The following is a 20,774-nucleotide window of genomic DNA, read 5'->3' as shown; positions in this document are numbered from 1 at the left end:
AAAATATCCGGAGGATAGCGTATGCGATTATGGCTTGTACGTCATGGAGAAACCGAAGCAAACGTCGCCGGGCTGTACAGCGGCCATGCGCCGACGTCACTGACGCCGCGCGGCATTGCCCAGGCCACGGCGCTGCATTCGCTGCTGCGGGAGGTGCCTTTTGATCAGGTGCTGTGCAGCGCCCTGGAACGCGCGCAGCATACCGCCCGGCTGGTACTGAACGACCGTAATATTCCGCTGCACACCACGCCCCTGCTCAATGAGATGTTTTTTGGCGACTGGGAACTGCGCCATCATCGCGATTTAAAACAGGAAGACGCTGATAATTACGCCGCCTGGTGTCTCGACTGGCAGAACGCCGTGCCGACCAACGGCGAAGGGTTTCAGGATTTTTCACAGCGCGTGCAACAATTTATTGCCGGGCTGCGTGACTGGCAGCACCACGATAACGTGCTGATTGTCAGCCATCAGGGGGTGATCAGTCTGCTGATCGCCACGCTGCTTAACATGCCTGCTGCCTCGTTGTGGCATTTTCGCGTCGAACAGGGGGCGTGGAGCGCCATCGATTTCCACAAGGATTTTGCCACCCTGAGCGTACTGAACAGCCGCGCGGTCTGGCTGCCGGACGCCGGATAATCGTCCTGCGCGTCATTACATGATTGACACGCCCGGCAAGGCTGTTATCCTCCGCTGCCGGACTTGCCCCGCCATGCAAAGTCTTTAAGAAATTGTTTTACAAAAATGGCGATGCAATCTCCTGCCGCGGGTGGGATGATAGCCCACTTTCAAAAATCTTACTGGCGGCATGTGTCCCGCCAGAATGACAGTTCAGTTATACTGTCATACCTTCATTAATGACTATATGTACGCTCCCAGGGGGAACACTTGCAGGGTAAAGCACTCCAGGATTTTGTTATCGACAAAATTGATGACCTGAAAGGTCAGGACATCGTTAAAATTGACGTTCAGGGTAAGTCCAGCATCACTGATTGCATGATTATTTGCACCGGCACCTCCACCCGCCATGTGATGTCGATTGCCGACCATGTGGTGCAGGAGTCACGCGCGGCGGGCATGATGCCGCTTGGCGTGGAAGGCGAAAACGTCGCCGACTGGGTGGTGGTCGATTTAGGCGAAGTGATTGTTCACGTCATGCAGGCAGAGAGCCGTGCGCTGTACGAGCTGGAAAAACTCTGGGGTTAATGCGTGAAGCTGCAACTGGTCGCCGTCGGCACCAAAATGCCGGACTGGGTACAAACCGGCTTTACTGAATATCTGCGTCGTTTTCCGAAGGACATGCCGTTCGAGCTGGTAGAAATTCCCGCCGGAAAACGCGGTAAGAACGCCGATATCAAACGCATTCTCGATAAAGAGGGTGAGTTAATGCTGGCTGCGGCTGGCAAAAACCGCATTGTCACCCTCGATATTCCGGGCAAACCCTGGGATACGCCGCAGCTGGCTCATGAACTGGAACGCTGGAAGCAGGACGGACGCGACGTCAGCCTGCTGATCGGCGGGCCGGAAGGGTTATCCCCTGCCTGTAAAGCGGCAGCTGAACAAAGTTGGTCTCTCTCTGCACTGACGCTACCCCACCCGCTGGTTCGGGTACTGGTGGCGGAAAGCCTCTATCGTGCATGGAGCATTACTACCAACCATCCTTATCACCGAGAGTAATGAGACCAGGTAGATTACGCAGCGGATGAAATTACAGAATTCTTTTCGCGACTATACGGCTGAGTCCGCGCTGTTTGTGCGCCGGGCTGTGGTCGCCTTTACGGGGATTTTGCTGCTTTCTGGTGTCCTGATCGCCAATCTTTATAATCTGCAAATTCTCCGGCATACCGACTACCAGACGCGCTCGAACGAAAACCGCATCAAACTGGTGCCTATCGCCCCCAGTCGCGGCATTATTTACGATCGTAACGGCATCCCCCTGGCGCTGAACCGCACCATTTATCAGGTGGAGATGATGCCGGAAAAAGTCGATAACGTGCAGCAGACGCTGGATGCGCTGCGTGGCGTGGTCGATTTGACTGATGACGACATCGCCAACTTTAAAAAAGAGCGCGCCCGCTCGCACCGCTTCACCTCGATTCCCGTGAAATCTAACCTGACAGAAGTGCAGGTCGCGCGCTTTGCCGTTAACCAGTACCGTTTCCCTGGCGTGGAAGTCAAAGGCTATAAACGCCGCTTTTATCCGTATGGCTCCGCCCTGACCCACGTGCTTGGCTACGTTTCCAAAATCAACGATAACGACGTGAAGCGCCTCGATAAAGAGGGCAAGCTGGCTAACTACGCCGCCACTCATGATATTGGTAAACAGGGAATCGAACGTTATTACGAAGACGTCCTGCACGGGCAGACCGGCTATGAAGAGGTTGAAGTTAACAACCGTGGCCGGGTGATCCGTCAGTTAAAAGAAGTGCCGCCGCAGGCCGGTCATGACATTACCCTGACGCTGGATCTGAAGCTACAGAGCTATATCGAAACCCTGCTGGCGGGCAGCCGCGCGGCGGTGGTGGTGACCGATCCGCGCACCGGCGGCATTCTGGCGATGGTATCCATGCCAAGCTATAACCCGAACCTGTTTGTCGACGGCATCTCCAGCAAAGATTACAGCGCCCTGCTTAACGATCCGAACACGCCGCTGGTTAACCGCGCGACCCAGGGCGTCTATCCCCCGGCGTCAACGGTGAAGCCTTACGTCGCGGTATCAGCCTTAAGCACGGGGGTGATCACCCGCAATACCAGCCTGTTTGACCCAGGCTGGTGGCAGCTGCCGGGCTCCGAGAAGCGTTATCGCGACTGGAAAAAATGGGGACACGGGCATCTGAACATCACCAAGTCCCTGGAAGAGTCGGCGGATACCTTCTTCTATCAGGTCGCCTACGATATGGGTATCGACCGCCTTTCCGAATGGATGAGCAAGTTCGGCTACGGCAAATACACCGGCATAGATCTGGCGGAAGAGCGCTCCGGCAACATGCCAACCCGCGAATGGAAGCTTAAGCGCTTCAAAAAACCCTGGTATCAGGGTGACACCATTCCGGTGGGTATCGGCCAGGGTTACTGGACGGCAACGCCGGTCCAGATGAACAAGGCCATGATGATTTTGATTAACGACGGCGTGGTTAAAGTGCCGCATCTGTTAATGAGCACGCTGGAAAATGGTCAGCAAATCCCGTGGAAACAGCCGGAACAGCCGCCGGTAGGCGATATTCATTCCGGTTACTGGGAAATCGCCAAAGACGGTATGTATGGCGTGGCTAACCGCGCGAACGGCACCGGGCATAAGTATTTTGCCGATGCGCCTTACAAAGTGGCGGCCAAATCCGGTACCGCGCAGGTCTTTGGCCTGAAGGCCAACGAAACCTATAACGCGCACAAGATCGCTGAACGTCTGCGTGACCATAAACTGATGACGGCCTTTGCGCCGTACGATAAACCCCAGGTCGCGGTGGCGATTATTCTGGAGAACGGCGGCGCTGGCCCTGCGGTCGGTACCATCATGCGCCAGATCCTCGACCACATTATGCTGGGCGATAACAATACCGATTTGCCTGCGGAAAATCCGGCAACCGCGGCAGCAGAGGACCAATGATCATGACGGATAATCCGAACAAAAAATCGTTCTGGGATAAAATCCATATCGACCCGACGCTACTGCTGATTATCCTGGCTCTGCTGACCTATAGCGCGCTGGTGATCTGGAGCGCCAGCGGCCAGGATATTGGCATGACCGAGCGCAAGATTGGGCAGATCGCCATGGGACTGGTGGTGATGGTGGTGATGGCGCAAATCCCGCCGCGCGTCTACGAAGGCTGGGCGCCCTATCTGTATATCATCTGCGTTATTTTACTGGTGGCGGTGGACGCCTTCGGCGCGATCTCAAAAGGCGCGCAGCGCTGGCTTGATCTCGGCATTGTGCGTTTCCAGCCCTCCGAGATCGCCAAGATCGCCGTGCCGCTGATGGTGGCGCGCTTTATTAACCGCGACGTCTGCCCACCCTCGCTGAAAAATACCGCTATTGCGCTGGTGCTGATCTTTATGCCAACGCTGCTGGTGGCGGCGCAGCCGGATCTGGGTACGTCGATTCTGGTCGCGCTTTCCGGTCTGTTCGTACTGTTTTTATCCGGCCTGAGCTGGCGTCTGATCGGCATTGCGGCGATCCTGCTGGCGGCCTTTATCCCGATCCTGTGGTTCTTCCTGATGCATGATTATCAGCGACAGCGCGTGATGATGTTGCTCGATCCGGAAACCGATCCGCTGGGCGCGGGCTATCATATTATTCAGTCGAAAATTGCCATTGGCTCCGGCGGGCTGCGCGGTAAAGGGTGGCTACATGGTACACAGTCGCAGCTGGAATTCCTGCCCGAACGGCATACTGACTTTATCTTTGCGGTAGTGGCGGAAGAGCTGGGTCTGGTGGGCTTCCTGGTGCTGCTGGCGCTCTATTTGCTGCTGATTATTCGTGGGCTGTATATTGCCGCCCGCGCGCAGACCACCTTTGGTCGCGTGATGGCCGGTGGCTTAATGCTGATTTTGTTTGTTTATGTCTTCGTAAATATTGGTATGGTGAGCGGTATTCTGCCGGTGGTAGGGGTTCCTCTGCCGCTGGTCAGTTATGGAGGCTCCGCTCTCATCGTACTCATGGCCGGGTTTGGTATTGTGATGTCTATTCATACCCACCGGAAAATGTTGTCAAAAAGCGTATAAGAGGTGCGCAATGCGTAAGCAATGGCTTGCAGTCTGCATAGCAGCAGGATTACTGGCAGCATGTACAAGTGACACTCAACAACAGCCCGCCCCGGTTGCGCCGCAGCCTGCGGTATGTAACGGCCCGGTTGTTGAAATTGGCGGGGCTGAGCCGCGCTACGAGTCACTTAACCCTGCCGTGAATCAGGATTACGAACGCGATGGCAAGCGTTATAAAATCGTCCAGGATCCGTCGCGCTTCAGCCAGGCGGGTCTGGCGGCCATTTATGATGCCGAACCCGGCAGCAATCTGACCGCCTCCGGCGAAGCCTTCGATCCCATGCAGCTCACCGCCGCGCACCCGACGCTGCCGGTACCGAGCTATGCGCGGATCACCAACCTGGCGAACGGCCGTATGATCGTGGTGCGTATTAACGATCGCGGGCCTTATGGTAACGATCGCGTGATTTCCCTGTCGCGTGCCGCCGCGGATCGTCTGAACAACTCCAACAATACCAAAGTGCGCATCGATCCGATTATCGTGGCGCAGGATGGCACGCTGTCAGGGCCTGGCACCGCCTGTACGACGGTGGCGAAACAGACTTACGCCCTGCCCGCCCGTCCGGATCTGACCGGCGGCATGGGCAGCGCCTCCAGCCTCCCGCAGCCTGAGCAGGCACAGGCTGACGTGCAGCCGATCAGCAACGATACACTGAAAAGCGAAAACACGCTGGGCTCACCGGTCAGCAGCGGCGGATTCCTCGGCGCGCCGACCACCCTTGCAAGCGGCGTGCTGGAAGGTAACGAACCGCCTGCCGCTCAGCCACAGCCTGTCGTGGCTACCCCGGCGCCTGCCGCCGCACCGGTTACGCCTGCCGCGCCAGTCACCGCGCCAGGCTCCGTGCAGGGTAGCGTTGCAGCGCCAGCCGCCGCAGGCGCTGCCAGCGGCTATGTCGTGCAGGTGGGCGCGGTCAGCGATCAGACTCGCGCGCAGCAGTATCAGCAGCGTCTGGCACAGCAGTTTTCCGTGCCGGGTCGGGTGGTACAAAACGGCGCGGTCTGGCGTATTCAGTTAGGGCCGTTTAGCAGCAAGGCTGACGCCAGCGCGTTACAGTCACGTCTGCAGAGCGAAGCTCAGCTGCAATCCTTTATTGCCAGCGCGCAGTAAATACCAACAGGGCATCTTACTTTGTCAGTTTGTGTAAGTTTCATTCACAAATCATGCGGAAAGTCAGATGCCTGCCCTTATAGCTTTTGCTATAGTAAGGCACTTTTTTTCACTCCATCACGGATGTCGTTGTTCTGACCATGAAGACCACTTTTTCCGTTCGTTTCGTGAAGCGCCTCGCGCTCACCACCGCGCTGACAGCCGCAACCCTGTCTGCTGCCCATGCCGATGACCTGAACATCAAAACCATGATCCCCGGCGTGCCGCAGATCGATGCCGAGTCTTACATCCTGATTGATTACAACTCCGGTAAAGTGCTGGCGGAGCAGAATGCCGATGCTCGCCGCGATCCGGCCAGCCTGACCAAAATGATGACCAGCTACGTCATCGGTCAGGCCATGAAAGCAGGCAAGTTCAAGGAAACGGACCTGGTAACCATCAATAACGATGCCTGGGCAACCGGCAACCCGGTGTTCAAAGGCTCTTCGCTGATGTTCCTGAAACCAGGCATGCAGGTGCCGGTATCCCAGCTGATCCGTGGTATCAACCTGCAATCCGGTAACGACGCCTGCGTGGCGATGGCCGATTTTGCCGCGGGCAGCCAGGACGCTTTTGTCGGCCTGATGAACAGCTACGTTAACGCGCTGGGCCTGAAAAACTCCCATTTCCAGACCGTTCACGGCCTGGACGCTGAAGGTCAGTACAGCTCCGCCCGCGATATGGCGCTGATTGGCCAGGCGCTGATCCGCGATGTGCCAAACGAATACTCTATTTATAAAGAGAAAGAGTTCACCTTTAACGGCATCCGCCAGACCAACCGCAACGGTTTGCTGTGGGACAACAGCCTGAACGTTGACGGTATTAAAACCGGCCATACCGATAAAGCAGGCTATAACCTGGTGGCCTCGGCAACCGAAGGCCAGATGCGTCTGATTTCCGCCGTGATGGGCGGGCGCACCTTTAAAGGCCGTGAAACCGAAAGCAAAAAACTGCTGACCTGGGGCTTCCGTTTCTTTGAAACTGTTAACCCGATCAAAGCAGGTAAAGAGTTTGCTTCTGAACCCGCCTGGTTTGGCGACAGCGATCGCGCCTCCCTCGGCGTGGATAAAGATGTTTATCTGACCATTCCGCGCGGCCGCATGAAAGATCTGAAGGCCAGCTATGTGCTGACCAGCACGGAGCTGCACGCGCCGCTGCAAAAAAATCAGGTAGTGGGCACCATTAACTTCCAGCTTGATGGCAAAACCATTGAACAGCGTCCGCTGGTGGTGTTGCAGGAAATTCCGGAAGGCAATTTCTTTGGCAAAATCATTGATTATATCAAGCTGATGTTCCACCACTGGTTTGGTTAAAAATTCAGCACTTGAAAGTCTGAATTTCATCCCCATATACTATGCATCAATAAAACTCCCGCCCTGTGGCGGGAGTTGTTCTTTTTTGTAACGCCGGAGCTGACATGAAAACCAAACTTAACGAACTGCTTGAATTCCCGACTCCCTTTACTTACAAAGTAATGGGTCAGGCGAAACCGGAGCTGGTTGATCAGGTGGTGGAAGTGGTACAGCGCCATGCGCCTGGTGACTACTCTCCGCAGGTAAAACCGAGCAGCAAAGGCAATTACCACTCGGTCTCTATCACTATCACCGCGACGCATATTGAGCAGGTTGAAACCCTGTACGAAGAGCTCGGCAATATCGACATCGTGCGTATGGTACTGTAATTAACAGGCGTGTTACCTGGGCATCTCAGGTAACACGTCATTATGATATACTCCTGCCACCCTTCCCTCTCTCCGGAGATGCTGTTTTGCTTCAGGATACGATTCTTATCCGTCACCTTGGTTTACAGCCTTACGAGCCCGTCTCCCTGGCAATGCATGAATTCACCGATACCCGCGACGACGCCACGCCTGATGAAATCTGGCTGGTGGAACATCATCCTGTGTTTACCCAGGGCCAGGCCGGAAAAGCCGAACATGTGCTGATGCCAGGGGATATTCCCGTGATCCAGAGCGACCGTGGCGGCCAGGTAACCTATCACGGACCGGGTCAGCAGGTGATGTACGTGCTGTTAAACCTGAAACGCCGTAAGCTGGGCGTACGCGAACTGGTCACCCTGCTGGAACAAACCGTGGTGAACACGCTGGCGGAGTCAGATATTGAAGCTTATCCCCGCGCGGATGCGCCTGGCGTCTATGTGAGCGGCAAGAAAATCTGTTCGCTGGGACTGCGCATTCGCAAAGGCTGTTCTTTTCACGGCCTGGCGTTAAATATCGCCATGGATCTTGCTCCTTTCCAGCGCATTAATCCCTGCGGTTATGCAGGAATGGAAATGGCGCAAATGAGCCAGTGGGTTGCTGACGCCAGCACCGATAAAACCGGCCCGCGATTAGTCGCTAATTTCCTAAATTTACTTAATAATCCCCCGCATCAACATATTAGCGTCTAATATATTATTCATGCTGACGATTTCATCTGGGGTCAGCAGGAAAATCAAAGCGCAGGGCAATCACTGCTGGTGATTGCCTGTCCTGCGCGCTAATAATCATCACACTTATTTGTTATGCATTATTCATCGCATGAATAAATTCGGAGTTTACGCGTGGATTATAATGACCCGTCGGAAAATCGAATAACAGAACGTCCCGAGGACGCAAAACCGCAGATCTTCCGTACATTGCGCAATATCGATCTTAATTTATTGACGATTTTCGAAGCCGTTTACGTGCATAAAGGCATTGTGAATGCGGCAAAAGTGCTTAATCTCACTCCGTCAGCCATCAGCCAGTCCATTCAGAAACTCCGTACTATCTTTCCCGATCCGCTGTTTATCCGTAAGGGCCAGGGCGTGACGCCAACGGCCTATGCGACGCATTTGCACGAATATATCAGCCTGGGACTGGAGTCTATTCTGGGGGCGCTGGATCTCACCGGTAGCTATGATAAACAGCGCACCATTACGCTGGGCACGCCGCCCTCGCTTGGCGCGCTGGTTATTCCGACCATTTATCAGGCTATCAAAGCACAGTCGCCGCATTTGCTGCTGCGCAATATTCCCATTAACGACGGGGAAAGCCAGCTCAGTCAGTTTCAGACTGATTTAATTATCGATACGCATCTGCCGAGCACCCGCGCGCTTAATCAGCATGTGCTCTATTCTGACCGTCTGGTGCTAATGTGCCGAAAAGATCATCCTTGCCTGCAACAGCCCATTACTGAAGAGGCGCTGCGCCAGTATGAGCACACGATGTTGATGCTGGAAGGACAGCACCTGAGCGTATTACGTCAGCGCATACAGGAACTCTTCCCTGAGCGTCAGGTGAGCTTTAGCAGTTACAATATGTTCACCATTGCAGCACTGATCGGCAACAGTGACCTGTTGGGGCTGATGCCCTTCCGTTTATTTACCCTGTTTAGCGCCTGCTGGCCGTTACAGGAGATTGAATTCCCGGCAGTCAGCAATGAGCAGATTGAAATTTCTTTGTATTACAACAAGTTGAGTATGCGCGATCCGGTACTGGAAAACGTCATCAATGTAATATCCCGTGCATTCTGACGGGAGAGTTTGCCTGACATAACGGCGGCGTGCCCTGGCAGTAAAGGCACAAATCAACAACTATTTTACAATTTGCCGGGCCGTCAGGCTGCTTTATCACCCTTTTCAATGGTATACTGCGGCGCAGCTAATTCAAAAATAGTTGATAAATACAACATTCCCTTGAATTGAAAAGCTTTCCTTCGTTATTCGCAACTGGAACACGCACGCTATGAGTAAACCCATTGTGATGGAACGCGGTGTTAAATACCGCGACGCCGATAAGATGGCTCTTATCCCGGTCAAAAACGTGGTAACAGAGCGTGAAGCCCTGTTAAGAAAACCGGAGTGGATGAAAATCAAACTCCCGGCAGACTCCACCCGTATCCAGGGTATCAAAGCGGCTATGCGCAAAAACGGCCTGCACTCTGTTTGCGAAGAGGCGTCATGCCCGAACCTTGCGGAGTGTTTCAACCACGGCACCGCCACCTTTATGATCCTCGGCGCGATTTGTACCCGCCGTTGCCCGTTCTGTGACGTTGCTCATGGTCGTCCGGTCGCGCCTGATGCGAATGAACCAAATAAACTGGCGCAAACCATCGCTGACATGGCGCTGCGCTATGTGGTGATCACCTCCGTGGATCGCGACGATCTGCGTGACGGCGGCGCTCAGCACTTTGCTGATTGTATCACCGCCATCCGCGAGAAAAGCCCGACCATCAAAATCGAGACGCTGGTTCCCGATTTCCGTGGTCGTATGGATCGCGCGCTGGACATCCTGAACGCCACGCCGCCGGATGTGTTTAACCACAACCTGGAAAACGTGCCGCGCGTCTACCGTCAGGTACGCCCTGGCGCGGACTATAACTGGTCGCTGAAGCTGCTGGAGCGTTTTAAAGAAGCGCACCCGGAGATCCCGACCAAATCCGGTCTGATGGTCGGCCTGGGTGAAACCAACGCCGAAATCATCGAAGTGATGCGCGATCTGCGTCGCCACGGTGTCACCATGTTGACGCTGGGTCAGTACTTGCAGCCAAGCCGCCATCACCTGCCGGTACAGCGTTACGTCAGCCCGGACGAATTTGATGAGATGAAAGCCGAAGCGCTGGCGATGGGCTTTACCCATGCCGCCTGCGGCCCGTTTGTGCGTTCGTCCTATCACGCCGACATGCAGGCGAAAGGTCTGGAAGTAAAATAAGCACGACATATTTACTTACAGATGCGCATAAAAAAACCGGCCTGATAAGCCGGTTTTTTTGCAAGCCTGGGGCATTGCTATCACTCTTTGTGAGTGAGTTTCTCTGCGGCGATGTCACCGTCTACGGTTTTCTTCGCGCTGCTGTCATCGTCGTTCATGGCTTTCTTAAAGCCTTTGATGGCTGCGCCAAGGTCACCGCCGAGCGTACGTAACTTTTTGGTACCAAACAGCAGCACAACCAGAGCGGCTACCACCAGCAGTTTGGTAATACTAATCTCACCCATAAATACCTTCTTTCATAAAACAGGCTGCGAAATGCGCCCTAAAACCTGACGTTATTAACGGTCATATGACGCGCGCACACAATAGCAATCTGTAACAAGGTGAATCAAGTGTTGTTTAAAAAAACATCACAATAATTGCGGTGGCGCAAAGCGACGGTTTTTAAGCACCGGCAGCTTTTCGCGCGTCTGCATTATACGCTCTCGCGTTAGCTCTGCAAAAATCAGCTGCGGATCTTCAGCGGCGGCCGCCAGCGTCACACCCTGTGGATCGATAATCCGGCTCTGTCCGATGTTGCGATTACCGCACTCCCCGGCGGCGATCAGATAACAGGTGGTGTCGAGCGCACGGGCCGCCAGCAGCGTAGCCCAGTGCTGCTCTTTCAGCGGGCCGCGCACCCAGGCGGCGGGTAACACCAGCAGATCCGCGCCCCCTAATGCCAGCGACAGCGCCAGCTCCGGAAAACGCAGATCGTAACAGGTCATCAGCCCGACATTCATGCCATCAATCTCAATCAGCGGGGCAATATTATCTCCCGCGTCCACCTGTGCGGATTCCAGCATACTGAAGGCGTCGTAGAGATGCAGCTTGGCGTAATGGGCGATAATCTCGCCGCCGCGGATCGCCACCAGCGTATTGACCGCCCTGCCCGCCGTGGAAGGCACATGCAGGGTCAGCACCGTGGTCATAGTATTGCCGTGGCTTGCCTGCAACAGGCGCGTGATAAAGCCGCCATCCAGCGGCTGCGCCGATTTCACCGACAGCGTCGGGTCGTCATCCCGGCGCGCCAGTAAGGCTTCCGGCAGCACCAGTAAAGCGGCCTGCTGCGCGACCGCCTGTGCCATGAGGTCGGCACAGATCTGCGCATTGGTTTCCCAGTACGGCGTCACCGCAAATTGTCCCGCTGCCACCCGCATCGTCACTCCTCAGCTTTTTGCGATAGTCATATTATTCTGACAGCATTACACTCATTCCTCTGACAAATCAAATAGCAGGACATAGCGGTGGGACAACTTCTTTTGGCGGTATTTATTGGCGGCGGAACCGGAAGTGTACTGCGCTGGTTTTTGAGTCTGCGCTTAAATCCTGCTCATCACGCTATCCCTGTGGGGACGCTGACGGCGAACCTTATTGGCGCATTTATTATCGGTATGGGGCTGGCCTGGTTTAACCGGATGACGCATATCGATCCGCTATGGAAGCTACTTATCACTACCGGCTTTTGCGGCGGACTGACCACCTTTTCCACCTTCTCAGCGGAGGTCGTCTTTTTATTACAGGACGGGCGTTTTGGCTGGGCGATGCTGAACGTGGCGCTGAATCTTTTCGGCTCTTTTGCCATGACCGCGCTGGCGTTCTGGATTTTTTCCACCGTCAATGCGCAGTAACCGCTGCGCTCAGCGCAAAAAAAACCCGCTTCTCAGCGGGTTTTTGAATTCTGTCTTATCGCTAACTTAGATAGGCATTACGTTAGCAGCAGAAGGGCCTTTGGCACCGTTAGTGATTTCAAACTCTACGCGCTGACCTTCAGCGAGGGTTTTGAAACCATTGCTCTGGATTGCAGAGAAGTGTACGAACACATCTTTGCTGCCATCTTCCGGAGTAATGAAACCGAATCCTTTGGACTCATTAAACCACTTAACGTTACCTTTAATCTTAGACATCTAAATTACCTTTACATGAAAATACGACACAAATGCTGTGTCGGGTATCAGTACAACAATTGTTATGGGTTTTGTCCAGTCGATATTTACGAAAAAGTGATTAATGTCGCGAACTTTTTTGCCTGCATGGGGGCAACGCCTTTGGCGTTTTCGACAATGAAAGTGTTTCTTTTTACTGGAAAAAAGCGCCGGCAAAGCGCAGCAGCGCAGGGTTGGGGTGCGCAAAATCGTGGTTACAACGCGCCAGCATATTTAGCATGTGTATAGACGTACAGCGTGAGAAGCTGCTTTACTCGTCTGTTTATTGATTTCAATCAGCTATTTTTGCCCATTAATTCGGCACATTGCGTCTTTGTTTTTTCATTTACTTATTTTTTCACAGAATGCTTTGCCGTGTTCTGTCTCTCCGGGGAAACCATGTTAACGTTTATTGAACTGCTTATCGGGGTCGTGGTGATCGTGGGCGTCGCGCGCTACATCATCAAAGGCTATTCCGCGACGGGCGTGCTCTTTGTGGGCGGTCTGACGCTGTTAATCATCAGCGCCCTGATGGGTCATAAGGTACTGCCCGCCAGCGCCACCAGCACCGGCTATAATGTCACCGACATCGTCGAATACATAAAAATTCTGCTGATGAGCCGTGGCGGCGACCTCGGTATGATGATCATGATGCTGTGCGGCTTCGCGGCTTACATGACGCATATCGGCGCCAACGACATGGTGGTCAAGCTGGCGTCCAAACCGCTGCGTTATATTAACTCTCCCTATGTGCTGATGATTGCCGCTTATTTCGTGGCCTGTCTGATGTCACTGGCGGTTTCCTCCGCGACCGGCCTTGGCGTATTGCTGATGGCCACCCTGTTCCCGGTCATGGTTAACGTAGGCATCAGCCGCGGCGCAGCGGCGGCAATCTGCGCCTCGCCGGCTGCCATCATTCTGTCGCCGACCTCCGGCGATGTGGTGCTGGCCGCGAAAGCCGCAGAGATGCCGCTGATTGATTTCGCCTTTAAAACCACGCTGCCCATCTCCATTGCGGCCATTATCTGCATGGCGATCGCGCACTTTTTCTGGCAGCGCTATCTGGATAAAAAAGAGAACATCACCCCGGAAATGCTGGATGTGAACGACATCGTCACCTCAGCGCCGTCGTTCTATGCCATTCTGCCGTTCACGCCCATTGTCGGCGTACTGATTTTTGACGGTAAGTGGGGCCCGGAACTGCACATCATCACCATTCTGGTGATCTGTATGCTGCTGGCCGCCATCCTGGAGTTCCTGCGCGGCTTTAACACGCAAAAAGTGTTCTCTGGCCTCGAAGTGGCGTACCGCGGTATGGCCGACGCCTTTGCGGGCGTAGTGATCCTGCTGGTGGCGGCCGGCGTCTTCGCCCAGGGCCTGAGCACCATTGGTTTCATCCAGAGCCTGATTTCCATCGCCACCTCTTTCGGTTCCGCGAGCATTATTCTGATGCTGGTGCTGGTGATCCTCACCATGCTGGCCGCCATGACCACCGGTTCCGGTAACGCGCCTTTTTATGCCTTTGTGGAGATGATCCCCAAACTGGCCCACGAAGCGGGCATTAACCCGGCCTATCTGTCGATCCCGATGCTACAGGCGTCTAACCTTGGCCGCACCATTTCACCGGTTTCCGGCGTGGTGGTAGCAGTGGCCGGGATGGCAAAAATCTCGCCGTTCGAAGTGGTAAAACGCACCTCTGTTCCCGTTGTAGTCGGTCTGATTGTAGTGATCGTCGCCACGGAAATTCTGGTGCCTGGCATCGCTGGTTAAGCCTCGCATCAGCCAGGGGCGCAGTGTCACAAAGACGCTGCGCTTTTTTGTTCGTGTTTTCTCCTTTAGCCCCCTTCGCGACCTGCGTCACATTTCCCCTTCACCGCATTAAAAATCCAGTCAATGCATTATTTATCCGGTAACCCGTCCGCTAAACCCTCACCATAATCCCCTCAGTCCCACTCATATCAGGAGTTCATCATGACCAAAAAACTTATCGCGCTCTGCGCCTGCCCGATGGGCCTTGCCCACACTTTTATGGCCGCCCAGGCGCTGGAAGACGCCGCAAAAGCCGCAGGCTACGAGGTAAAAATCGAAACTCAGGGCGCGGACGGGATCCAGAACCGCCTGACCGCGCAGGACATCGCCGAGGCGACGATCATCATTCACGCCATCGCCATTACGCCGGAAGATAACGAGCGCTTTGAATCCCGCGACGTGTACGAAATTACGCTTCAGGACGCCATCAAAAATGCCGCCGGAACGCTGAAAGAAATTGAAGACATGATCGCCGCAGAACACTAATCCCTGGTAAGAGGATCAGCACATGGCCATTAAAAAACGCAGCGCAACCGTGGTCGCCAGTCCTTCAGGGGCAGCGGCGACGGTCAACAACACTGTGGCCACCCGTCGTCGCTTTTGGGGTGAGTTACCGCAACATATTATGTCCGGCATTTCACGCATGGTGCCGACGCTCATCATGGGAGGCGTTATCCTCGCGTTTTCACAGCTTATCGCTTACAGCTGGCTGGATATTCCCGCCGATACCGGCATCATGGACGCCCTGAATTCCGGGCAATTCACCGGCTTTAATTTATCGCTGCTGAAGTTCGCCTGGCTGTCGCAGTCGTTCGGCGGCGTGCTGTTTGGCTTTGCCATTCCGATGTTCGCCGCCTTTGTCGCCAACTCCATCGGCGGCAAACTGGCGTTTCCGGCGGGATTTATTGGCGGGCTGATGTCCACCCAGCCCACGCAGTTGCTGAACTTTGACCCGACCGCGCTGCAATGGGTTACCACCGCGCCGGTGCCGTCGACCTTTATCGGCGCGCTGATCATCTCTGTTGCCGCCGGTTATCTGGTGAAGTGGATGAATCAGACGTTCCGCATGCCCGATTACCTGCTGGCGTTTAAAACCACTTTCCTGATACCGATCCTGTCGGCGATTTTTGTCATGCTGGCGATGTACTACGTGATCACGCCCTTTGGCGGCTGGATCAACGGCGGCATCCGCACCCTGCTGACCGCCGCCGGAGAAAAAGGCGCGCTGATGTATGCCGTCGGCATCTCCGCCACGACGGCCATCGACCTGGGCGGGCCGATCAATAAAGCCGCCGGTTTTGTTGCCTTCAGCTTTACCACGGATCACGTCCTGCCGGTCACCGCCCGATCTATCGCCATTGTCATTCCGTCGATTGGCCTTGGCCTTGCCACCCTGCTTGATCGCCGTCTGACCGGCAAACGCCTGTTCAGCGCCCAGCTGTACCCGCAGGGCAAAACCGCGATGTTCCTGGCATTTATGGGCATCAGCGAAGGGGCGATCCCCTTTGCGCTTGAAAGCCCGCTCACCGCTATCCCGTCCTATATGATTGGCACCATCGTCGGCTCCACCACCGCCGTGTGGCTTGGCGCAGTGCAGTGGTTCCCGGAATCGGCGATCTGGGCGTGGCCGCTGGTGACTAATCTTGGCGTCTATATGTTCGGCATCCTGCTTGGCGCGGTGATCACCGCCCTGCTGGTGATTGTCTCGCGCAATATGCTCTATCGCCGGGGCAAACTGATAATCGACAGCCTGTAATGACAAGGATAAATACCATGACACTGCTTAGCCGCCTGCGTGACTGGCTGTCGGACAATGCGCTGGATGCGGTGCTGATCGCCTCCCGGCAAAATAAGCTGCCGCATCTGGGCATCGCCACCAGTTCAGGTTATGTGCTGATTACCCGTGAACAGGCGCATATTCTGGTGGATTTTCGATATTTTGCCGACATCGCCGACCGGGTTAAGGGCTACCAGCTGCATCTGCTGGATGCCGCGCATACCATGCCGGTAGTGGTCAATTGCCTGCTGGCCGCTGAAAACATCGCCACCCTCGGCTTTGAAGGCGAGCACGTCAGCTGGCAGACCGGTAATCAGTGGCGCGAGGCGCTGAACGCCAGCCTGGTCAGCGTGTCGCTCGATCCGTTACGGCAGATAAAAACCACGGCGGAAATCGCGCTGATCCGTGAAGCCTGCCGCATTGCCGATGTCAGCGCCGACCACATTCGCCGCTTTATCGCCCCCGGGATGCGTGAACGTGAAGTGGCCGCCGAACTGGAGTGGTATATGAAACAACAGGGGGCGGAAAAGCCCTCGTTCGACACCATTGTGGCCAGCGGCGCGCGCGGCGCGCTGCCGCATGGCAAAGCCTCAGAAAAAGTTATAGTCGCGGGTGAGTTCGTCACCCTCGATTTCGGCTGCCAGTACCAGGGATACTGTTCGGATATGACGAGAACTTTCCTTGTCGCCGGACGCGACACGCCGCCCGAAGAGACGTCGCTTTACGATATTTATCAGATCGTCTTACGCGCACAGCGGGCGGCGATTAACGCCATCCGCCCCGGCGTGCTGTGCCGGGAGGTGGATGCCGCCGCACGCCGGCTCATCGCTGACGCAGGCTATGGCGATCGCTTCGGCCATAACACCGGCCATGCGGTCGGAATAGATGTGCATGAAAATCCGCGTTTCGCGCCTTCTGACGCCACGCCTTTACAGCCGGGCATGGTGCTGACCGTCGAGCCGGGGATTTACCTGCCCGGCGAAGGCGGCGTGCGCATCGAAGATATGGTGCTGGTCACCGACAGCGGTCACGAGGTGCTGTATCGCCAGCCGACGGAACTGCAACTGACGGGAGAATGCTGATGGATGTCGCATTACTGAAAGCGCTCAGTGAGGCGGATGCCATTGCCGCCGCCGAGCAGGAAGTGCGGGATATTTTCCTTCACGAAGCGCAGAAGTACGGTAAAGCGGTGCAGTTTGACGGTCTGGGGTCGGTGCTGATCCGGCTTAACGGCAGCGCCGGACCAAAAGTAATGATATGCGCTCATATGGATGAAGTTGGCTTTATCGTACGCAGCATCAGCCGCGACGGGGCGATTGAGGTATTGCCCGTCGGCAATGTGCGCCTGAGCGCGCGCACCCTTCAGCCGGTGCGCATCACCACCCGCGACGGACAGAAAATTCACGGCCTGCTGGACGGCGACGCCCAGGGCGGAAATCTGCGCGTCGATATCGGCGCCGCAAGCCAGCAGGAGGTCAGCGCCGCAGGCATTGCCCCCGGCGATCGCGTTACCTTTGCCAGTCCGTTTCAGACGCTGCCCCGCCAGCGGGTGATGGGCAAAGCTTTTGACGATCGCCTCGGCTGCTGGCTGCTGCTGTCGCTGCTGCGTGAACTGCACGCCACGCCGCTGCCCTGCGAGGTCTGGCTGGTCGCCAGCTCCAGCGAAGAAGTGGGTTTGCGCGGCGGGCAGACTGCCTCCCGGGCGGTGCAGCCTGATGTGGCGCTGGTGCTCGACACCGCCTGCTGGGGCAATAATTTTGATTACGACCCGGCCAATAACCGGCAGATCGGCAAAGGGCCGATGCTGGTGCTGTACGATAAATCGATGGTTGCGCCGCCGAAGCTCGCCGCGGCTGTGCAGAAGGTAGCGCATGACTGTGGCATTACGCTGCAAAACGATATGTTCAGTAACGGCGGCACGGATGGCGGCGCGGTTCACCTGTCCGGTACCGGCGTGCCGACTATTGTGCTCGGGCCGCCCACGCGTCACGGTCACTGCGCGGCCTCCATTGCCGATCTGACGGATCTGGCGGACACGCACCGCCTGCTGGTGGCGCTGATCAACGCGTTTACTGCCGCAACGGTCAACGATCTGACGGATTTCAGGTCAGGTTCTCTTTCAGGGAGTCATTTATGTTAACCATCCCCTTTTACTGCCCGCTGCCAAACGGCCTGCATGCGCGTCCCGCCTGGGCGCTGAAAGAGCAGTGCGCCGCCTGGCACAGCGATATTCGCTTTATTAACCTGCGCCTCAACACCCAGGCCGACGCCAAAAGCTCGCTGGCGCTGGTGAGTACCGGCACACTGTTTAACGACAGCTGCCGTCTGGAAATCAACGGCAGCGATGAAGAGGCCGCCCGCCGGGCGCTGGAGCACTATCTCGAACACCAGTTTATTGACAGCGATAGCCTGCCGCCCCCGCAGGCAGCTCCGTCTGCCACGCCGTTGCCGCGCTCGCTGGCCCGGCTTAATCCCACGCTTATTCATGCCAGCGTACTGGCAGGCGGCATAGGCGCAGGCCGTCTTACCGTCTGGCAACACGATAATCTTGATCGTTACCGGCAACTGCCCGCCCGCGCGGAAGATAACGCGCGGCTGGAGCACAGTCTGGCGGCGCTGGCCGAACAGCTGAACGGGCAGTTGCAGGCGCTGGATGGCGAAAGCAAAACCATTATCAGCGCCCATCTGTCGCTGATCCAGGATGCCGAATTCAGCGGTAATATCCGTCGGCTGATGAGCGAGCAGCGCCAGGGGCTGGCGCAGGCGATCATCACGAATATGGAGCAGGTATGCGCGAAACTGGCGGCCTCCGCCAGCGACTATCTGCGTGAGCGGGTCAGCGATATCCGCGACATCAGCGAGCAACTGCTGCACATCACCTGGCCTGAGGTGCGGCAGGGCAACAGCCTGACGCTGAATCAGCCGACGATTCTGGTGGCGGAAGACGTCACGCCGAGCCAGTTTCTCGGCCTCGATTTAGGTTATTTAAAAGGCATGGTGCTGGAAAAAACCGGGCGCACCTCGCACACGCTGATCCTCGCCCGCGCCCACGCTATTCCGGTATTAAGCGGCCTGCCGCCCGCCTCACTCGGCCTGCATGATGGCGCTGAGTGCATACTCGACGGCGAATGCGGCGTGCTGGTGATGACGCCGGACGAGGCGGTGAGCGGCTATTATGCGCTGGCGCAAAAGCTGGCGATGAAACGTCACCAGCAGCAAATCAACGATGCCGGTTTACCGGCGATAACCCTCGACGGACACCGCGTTGATATCGCCGCCAATATCGGCAGCGCGCTGGAGGCCCCCGCCGCCTTTGCCAGCGGCGCGCAGGGCGTCGGCCTGTTCAGAACGGAAATGCTGTTTATGGATCGCGACAGCGCCCCGGACGAGCAGGAGCAGTTCGAAGCCTGTCAGCAGGTGCTGGTCAGCGCCGGCGATCAGCCGGTGATTTTCCGCACCATGGACATTGGCGGCGACAAACATATTCCCTATCTGCCGATCCCGCATGAGGAAAACCCGTTCCTGGGTTATCGCGCGGTGCGCATTTATCCGGAGTTTGCCGATCTGTTTCGCACGCAGCTGCGCGCCATTCTGCGCGCCAGCGCGTTCGGCAATGCCCAGTTGATGATCCCGATGGTGCACAGCCTCGATCAGATCCTGTGGGTGAAAAATATGCTGAAGTCGGTGCGTGCCGAACTGAAAGCGGAGGGATTGCGCGTCGCCCCCACCCTGCCGCTGGGCATTATGGTCGAAGTCCCGTCGGTGTGCTTTATCATCGATCACTTCTGCGAGGAGGTGGATTTCTTCAGCATCGGCTCGAACGACATGACGCAATACCTGTATGCGGTGGATCGCAATAATCCGCGCGTTTCGCCGCTGTATAACCCCATCACACCGTCGTTCTTGCGTATGCTGCGCCAGATTGTCAGCACCGCGCACCGCCATCATAAGCGGGTGGGTATTTGCGGTGAGCTGGGCGGCGAAAGCCGTTATCTGCCGCTGCTGCTGGGGCTGGATCTGGATGAACTCAGCATGAGCGGACCACGCATCGCGCCGGTGAAAGCGCTGGTGCGCCAGCTGGATTATGCGGCCTGCCGTGAGCTGGCGGAGAAAGCCTGCGAGTGCCGCAGCGCAGAGGAGATCGAGCTGGCGTTAAATAATATCGTGGTGCATGAAGCGCCGCGCCCGCTGCTGGCGCTGGAAACCATCTGCGTTGGCGAGCCGCTCGCTTCACGTGAACAGGTGATCCAGTATTTGTGCGGCAATCTGGCGCTGCATGGCCGTACCGATGCGCCGCAGGCGCTGGAGGAAGATGTCTGGCAACGGGAGGAAATTGTCTCGACCGCCATCGGCTTTGGCGTGGCGATCCCCCATACCAAATCCCCGTGGGTGCGCCACTCCAGCGTCAGCATTGCCCGTCTGCCGCATCCCATAAGCTGGGGCGCTGACGGGGGCGACGTGGAGATGGTGATTATGCTGACGCTGGGCGAAAGCGAAGGCATCAGCCATGTGAAGGTATTTTCGCAGCTGGCGCGTAAGCTGATGAATACCGCCTTCCGCGACGCGCTCTTTGCCGCCAGAGACGCACCGGCCATTCTGGCGCTGTTGCAGGCAGAGCTGGAGCTGTAA

The 20,774-nt window shown here is 56.3% G+C and carries 21 protein-coding genes; 18 read left to right on the top strand and 3 right to left on the bottom strand.

The window, feature by feature from the left end:
* Nucleotides 1–21 precede the first annotated feature (21 nt).
* The 11 genes from BMF08_RS11650 to lipA all read left to right on the top strand — a co-directional run bounded on the left by BMF08_RS11650 (nt 22) and on the right by lipA (nt 10,595).
* Nucleotides 22–636, top strand: coding sequence for an adenosylcobalamin/alpha-ribazole phosphatase (locus tag BMF08_RS11650; protein WP_072567742.1), 615 nt, complete (start codon nt 22–24; stop codon nt 634–636).
* Nucleotides 637–885: 249 nt separating this feature from the next.
* Nucleotides 886–1,203, top strand: coding sequence for a ribosome silencing factor (rsfS, locus tag BMF08_RS11645; RefSeq protein WP_072567741.1), 318 nt, complete (start codon nt 886–888; stop codon nt 1,201–1,203).
* A 3-nt stretch (nt 1,204–1,206) separates the two neighbouring features.
* Nucleotides 1,207–1,674, top strand: coding sequence for a 23S rRNA (pseudouridine(1915)-N(3))-methyltransferase RlmH (rlmH, locus tag BMF08_RS11640; protein WP_003858701.1), 468 nt, complete (start codon nt 1,207–1,209; stop codon nt 1,672–1,674).
* A gap of 25 nt (nt 1,675–1,699) precedes the next feature.
* Complete coding sequence (gene mrdA / locus BMF08_RS11635; RefSeq protein WP_072567740.1) at nt 1,700–3,601, top strand: peptidoglycan DD-transpeptidase MrdA; 1,902 nt, start codon at nt 1,700–1,702, stop codon at nt 3,599–3,601.
* 2 nt (nt 3,602–3,603) lie between these two features.
* Entirely contained in the window at nt 3,604–4,716 is a 1,113-nt protein-coding gene (gene mrdB / locus BMF08_RS11630) for a peptidoglycan glycosyltransferase MrdB (RefSeq protein ID WP_072569414.1), read from the top strand.
* Nucleotides 4,717–4,726: 10 nt separating this feature from the next.
* A complete protein-coding gene (gene rlpA / locus BMF08_RS11625; protein WP_072567739.1) occupies nt 4,727–5,863 on the top strand; it encodes an endolytic peptidoglycan transglycosylase RlpA in 1,137 nt (378 codons plus the stop codon).
* Between the two features lie 140 nt (nt 5,864–6,003).
* Nucleotides 6,004–7,215 (top strand): D-alanyl-D-alanine carboxypeptidase DacA, encoded by a 1,212-nt coding sequence (gene dacA, locus BMF08_RS11620; protein WP_072567738.1) that lies wholly within the window; start codon nt 6,004–6,006, stop codon nt 7,213–7,215.
* A gap of 104 nt (nt 7,216–7,319) precedes the next feature.
* The gene (gene ybeD / locus BMF08_RS11615; protein ID WP_072567737.1) at nt 7,320–7,583 is read left to right on the top strand and encodes a DUF493 family protein YbeD; all 264 of its coding nucleotides are present in this window, start codon (nt 7,320–7,322) and stop codon (nt 7,581–7,583) included.
* An 86-nt stretch (nt 7,584–7,669) separates the two neighbouring features.
* Nucleotides 7,670–8,311, top strand: a complete 642-nt coding sequence (lipB, locus tag BMF08_RS11610) for a lipoyl(octanoyl) transferase LipB (RefSeq protein ID WP_072567736.1) — start codon at nt 7,670–7,672, stop codon at nt 8,309–8,311.
* Between the two features lie 153 nt (nt 8,312–8,464).
* On the top strand, nt 8,465–9,418 hold the full coding sequence (locus tag BMF08_RS11605) for a YbeF family transcriptional regulator (protein ID WP_072567735.1): 954 nt from the start codon (nt 8,465–8,467) through the stop codon (nt 9,416–9,418).
* 211 nt (nt 9,419–9,629) lie between these two features.
* Entirely contained in the window at nt 9,630–10,595 is a 966-nt protein-coding gene (gene lipA / locus BMF08_RS11600) for a lipoyl synthase (RefSeq protein WP_072567734.1), read from the top strand.
* A gap of 80 nt (nt 10,596–10,675) precedes the next feature.
* Here lipA and tatE read toward each other — a convergent pair whose 3' ends face one another.
* Together tatE and BMF08_RS11590 are read right to left on the bottom strand one after the other, a co-directional pair.
* Nucleotides 10,676–10,879: a twin-arginine translocase subunit TatE gene (gene tatE / locus BMF08_RS11595; RefSeq protein ID WP_072567733.1), complete on the bottom strand. Its 204-nt coding sequence runs from the start codon at nt 10,877–10,879 to the stop codon at nt 10,676–10,678.
* Between the two features lie 126 nt (nt 10,880–11,005).
* A complete protein-coding gene (locus BMF08_RS11590) occupies nt 11,006–11,794 on the bottom strand; it encodes a deaminated glutathione amidase (protein ID WP_072567732.1) in 789 nt (262 codons plus the stop codon).
* Between the two features lie 87 nt (nt 11,795–11,881).
* Here BMF08_RS11590 and crcB point away from each other — a divergent pair, with 87 nt between their 5' ends.
* Complete coding sequence (crcB, locus tag BMF08_RS11585; RefSeq protein ID WP_072567731.1) at nt 11,882–12,265, top strand: fluoride efflux transporter CrcB; 384 nt, start codon at nt 11,882–11,884, stop codon at nt 12,263–12,265.
* A 66-nt stretch (nt 12,266–12,331) separates the two neighbouring features.
* Here the strand turns inward: crcB and cspE are convergent, their stop codons facing one another.
* Nucleotides 12,332–12,541 carry a transcription antiterminator/RNA stability regulator CspE gene (gene cspE, locus BMF08_RS11580; protein ID WP_004100146.1) on the bottom strand — a complete coding sequence of 70 codons (210 nt, stop codon included), beginning with the start codon at nt 12,539–12,541 and terminating at the stop codon, nt 12,332–12,334.
* A 417-nt stretch (nt 12,542–12,958) separates the two neighbouring features.
* Here cspE and dcuC point away from each other — a divergent pair, with 417 nt between their 5' ends.
* The 6 genes from dcuC to ptsP all read left to right on the top strand — a co-directional run bounded on the left by dcuC (nt 12,959) and on the right by ptsP (nt 20,774).
* On the top strand, nt 12,959–14,329 hold the full coding sequence (dcuC, locus tag BMF08_RS11575; protein WP_072567730.1) for an anaerobic C4-dicarboxylate transporter DcuC: 1,371 nt from the start codon (nt 12,959–12,961) through the stop codon (nt 14,327–14,329).
* Nucleotides 14,330–14,530: 201 nt separating this feature from the next.
* Nucleotides 14,531–14,854 (top strand): PTS fructose transporter subunit IIB, encoded by a 324-nt coding sequence (locus BMF08_RS11570; protein WP_072567729.1) that lies wholly within the window; start codon nt 14,531–14,533, stop codon nt 14,852–14,854.
* Between the two features lie 22 nt (nt 14,855–14,876).
* Nucleotides 14,877–16,124, top strand: a complete 1,248-nt coding sequence (locus tag BMF08_RS11565; RefSeq protein WP_072567728.1) for a PTS fructose transporter subunit IIC — start codon at nt 14,877–14,879, stop codon at nt 16,122–16,124.
* Nucleotides 16,125–16,141: 17 nt separating this feature from the next.
* Nucleotides 16,142–17,227 (top strand): aminopeptidase, encoded by a 1,086-nt coding sequence (gene ypdF, locus BMF08_RS11560; protein ID WP_072567727.1) that lies wholly within the window; start codon nt 16,142–16,144, stop codon nt 17,225–17,227.
* Nucleotides 17,227–18,285, top strand: a complete 1,059-nt coding sequence (gene ypdE / locus BMF08_RS11555) for an aminopeptidase (protein ID WP_072569413.1) — start codon at nt 17,227–17,229, stop codon at nt 18,283–18,285. The genes ypdF and ypdE overlap by 1 nt, the downstream gene beginning before the upstream one ends.
* Entirely contained in the window at nt 18,279–20,774 is a 2,496-nt protein-coding gene (gene ptsP, locus BMF08_RS11550) for a phosphoenolpyruvate--protein phosphotransferase (protein WP_072567726.1), read from the top strand. The genes ypdE and ptsP overlap by 7 nt, the downstream gene beginning before the upstream one ends.

Source organism: Enterobacter sp. SA187 (assembly GCF_001888805.2).
Lineage (GTDB): Bacteria > Pseudomonadota > Gammaproteobacteria > Enterobacterales > Enterobacteriaceae > Enterobacter_D.
Note: the sequence above shows the minus strand (reverse complement) of the source record. Positions and strands in the feature narration are given on the sequence as shown.

Coding starts and splice junctions, on each gene's coding strand:
- BMF08_RS11650 (WP_072567742.1), top strand. CDS start 22: ATGCGATTATGGCTTGTACGTCATGGAGAAACCGAAGCAAACGTCGCC.
- mrdA (WP_072567740.1), top strand. CDS start 1,700: ATGAAATTACAGAATTCTTTTCGCGACTATACGGCTGAGTCCGCGCTG.
- mrdB (WP_072569414.1), top strand. CDS start 3,604: ATGACGGATAATCCGAACAAAAAATCGTTCTGGGATAAAATCCATATC.
- rlpA (WP_072567739.1), top strand. CDS start 4,727: ATGCGTAAGCAATGGCTTGCAGTCTGCATAGCAGCAGGATTACTGGCA.
- dacA (WP_072567738.1), top strand. CDS start 6,004: ATGAAGACCACTTTTTCCGTTCGTTTCGTGAAGCGCCTCGCGCTCACC.
- ybeD (WP_072567737.1), top strand. CDS start 7,320: ATGAAAACCAAACTTAACGAACTGCTTGAATTCCCGACTCCCTTTACT.
- lipA (WP_072567734.1), top strand. CDS start 9,630: ATGAGTAAACCCATTGTGATGGAACGCGGTGTTAAATACCGCGACGCC.
- tatE (WP_072567733.1), bottom strand. CDS start 10,879: ATGGGTGAGATTAGTATTACCAAACTGCTGGTGGTAGCCGCTCTGGTT.
- BMF08_RS11590 (WP_072567732.1), bottom strand. CDS start 11,794: ATGCGGGTGGCAGCGGGACAATTTGCGGTGACGCCGTACTGGGAAACC.
- cspE (WP_004100146.1), bottom strand. CDS start 12,541: ATGTCTAAGATTAAAGGTAACGTTAAGTGGTTTAATGAGTCCAAAGGA.
- dcuC (WP_072567730.1), top strand. CDS start 12,959: ATGTTAACGTTTATTGAACTGCTTATCGGGGTCGTGGTGATCGTGGGC.
- BMF08_RS11570 (WP_072567729.1), top strand. CDS start 14,531: ATGACCAAAAAACTTATCGCGCTCTGCGCCTGCCCGATGGGCCTTGCC.
- BMF08_RS11565 (WP_072567728.1), top strand. CDS start 14,877: ATGGCCATTAAAAAACGCAGCGCAACCGTGGTCGCCAGTCCTTCAGGG.
- ypdF (WP_072567727.1), top strand. CDS start 16,142: ATGACACTGCTTAGCCGCCTGCGTGACTGGCTGTCGGACAATGCGCTG.
- ypdE (WP_072569413.1), top strand. CDS start 17,227: ATGGATGTCGCATTACTGAAAGCGCTCAGTGAGGCGGATGCCATTGCC.
- ptsP (WP_072567726.1), top strand. CDS start 18,279: ATGTTAACCATCCCCTTTTACTGCCCGCTGCCAAACGGCCTGCATGCG.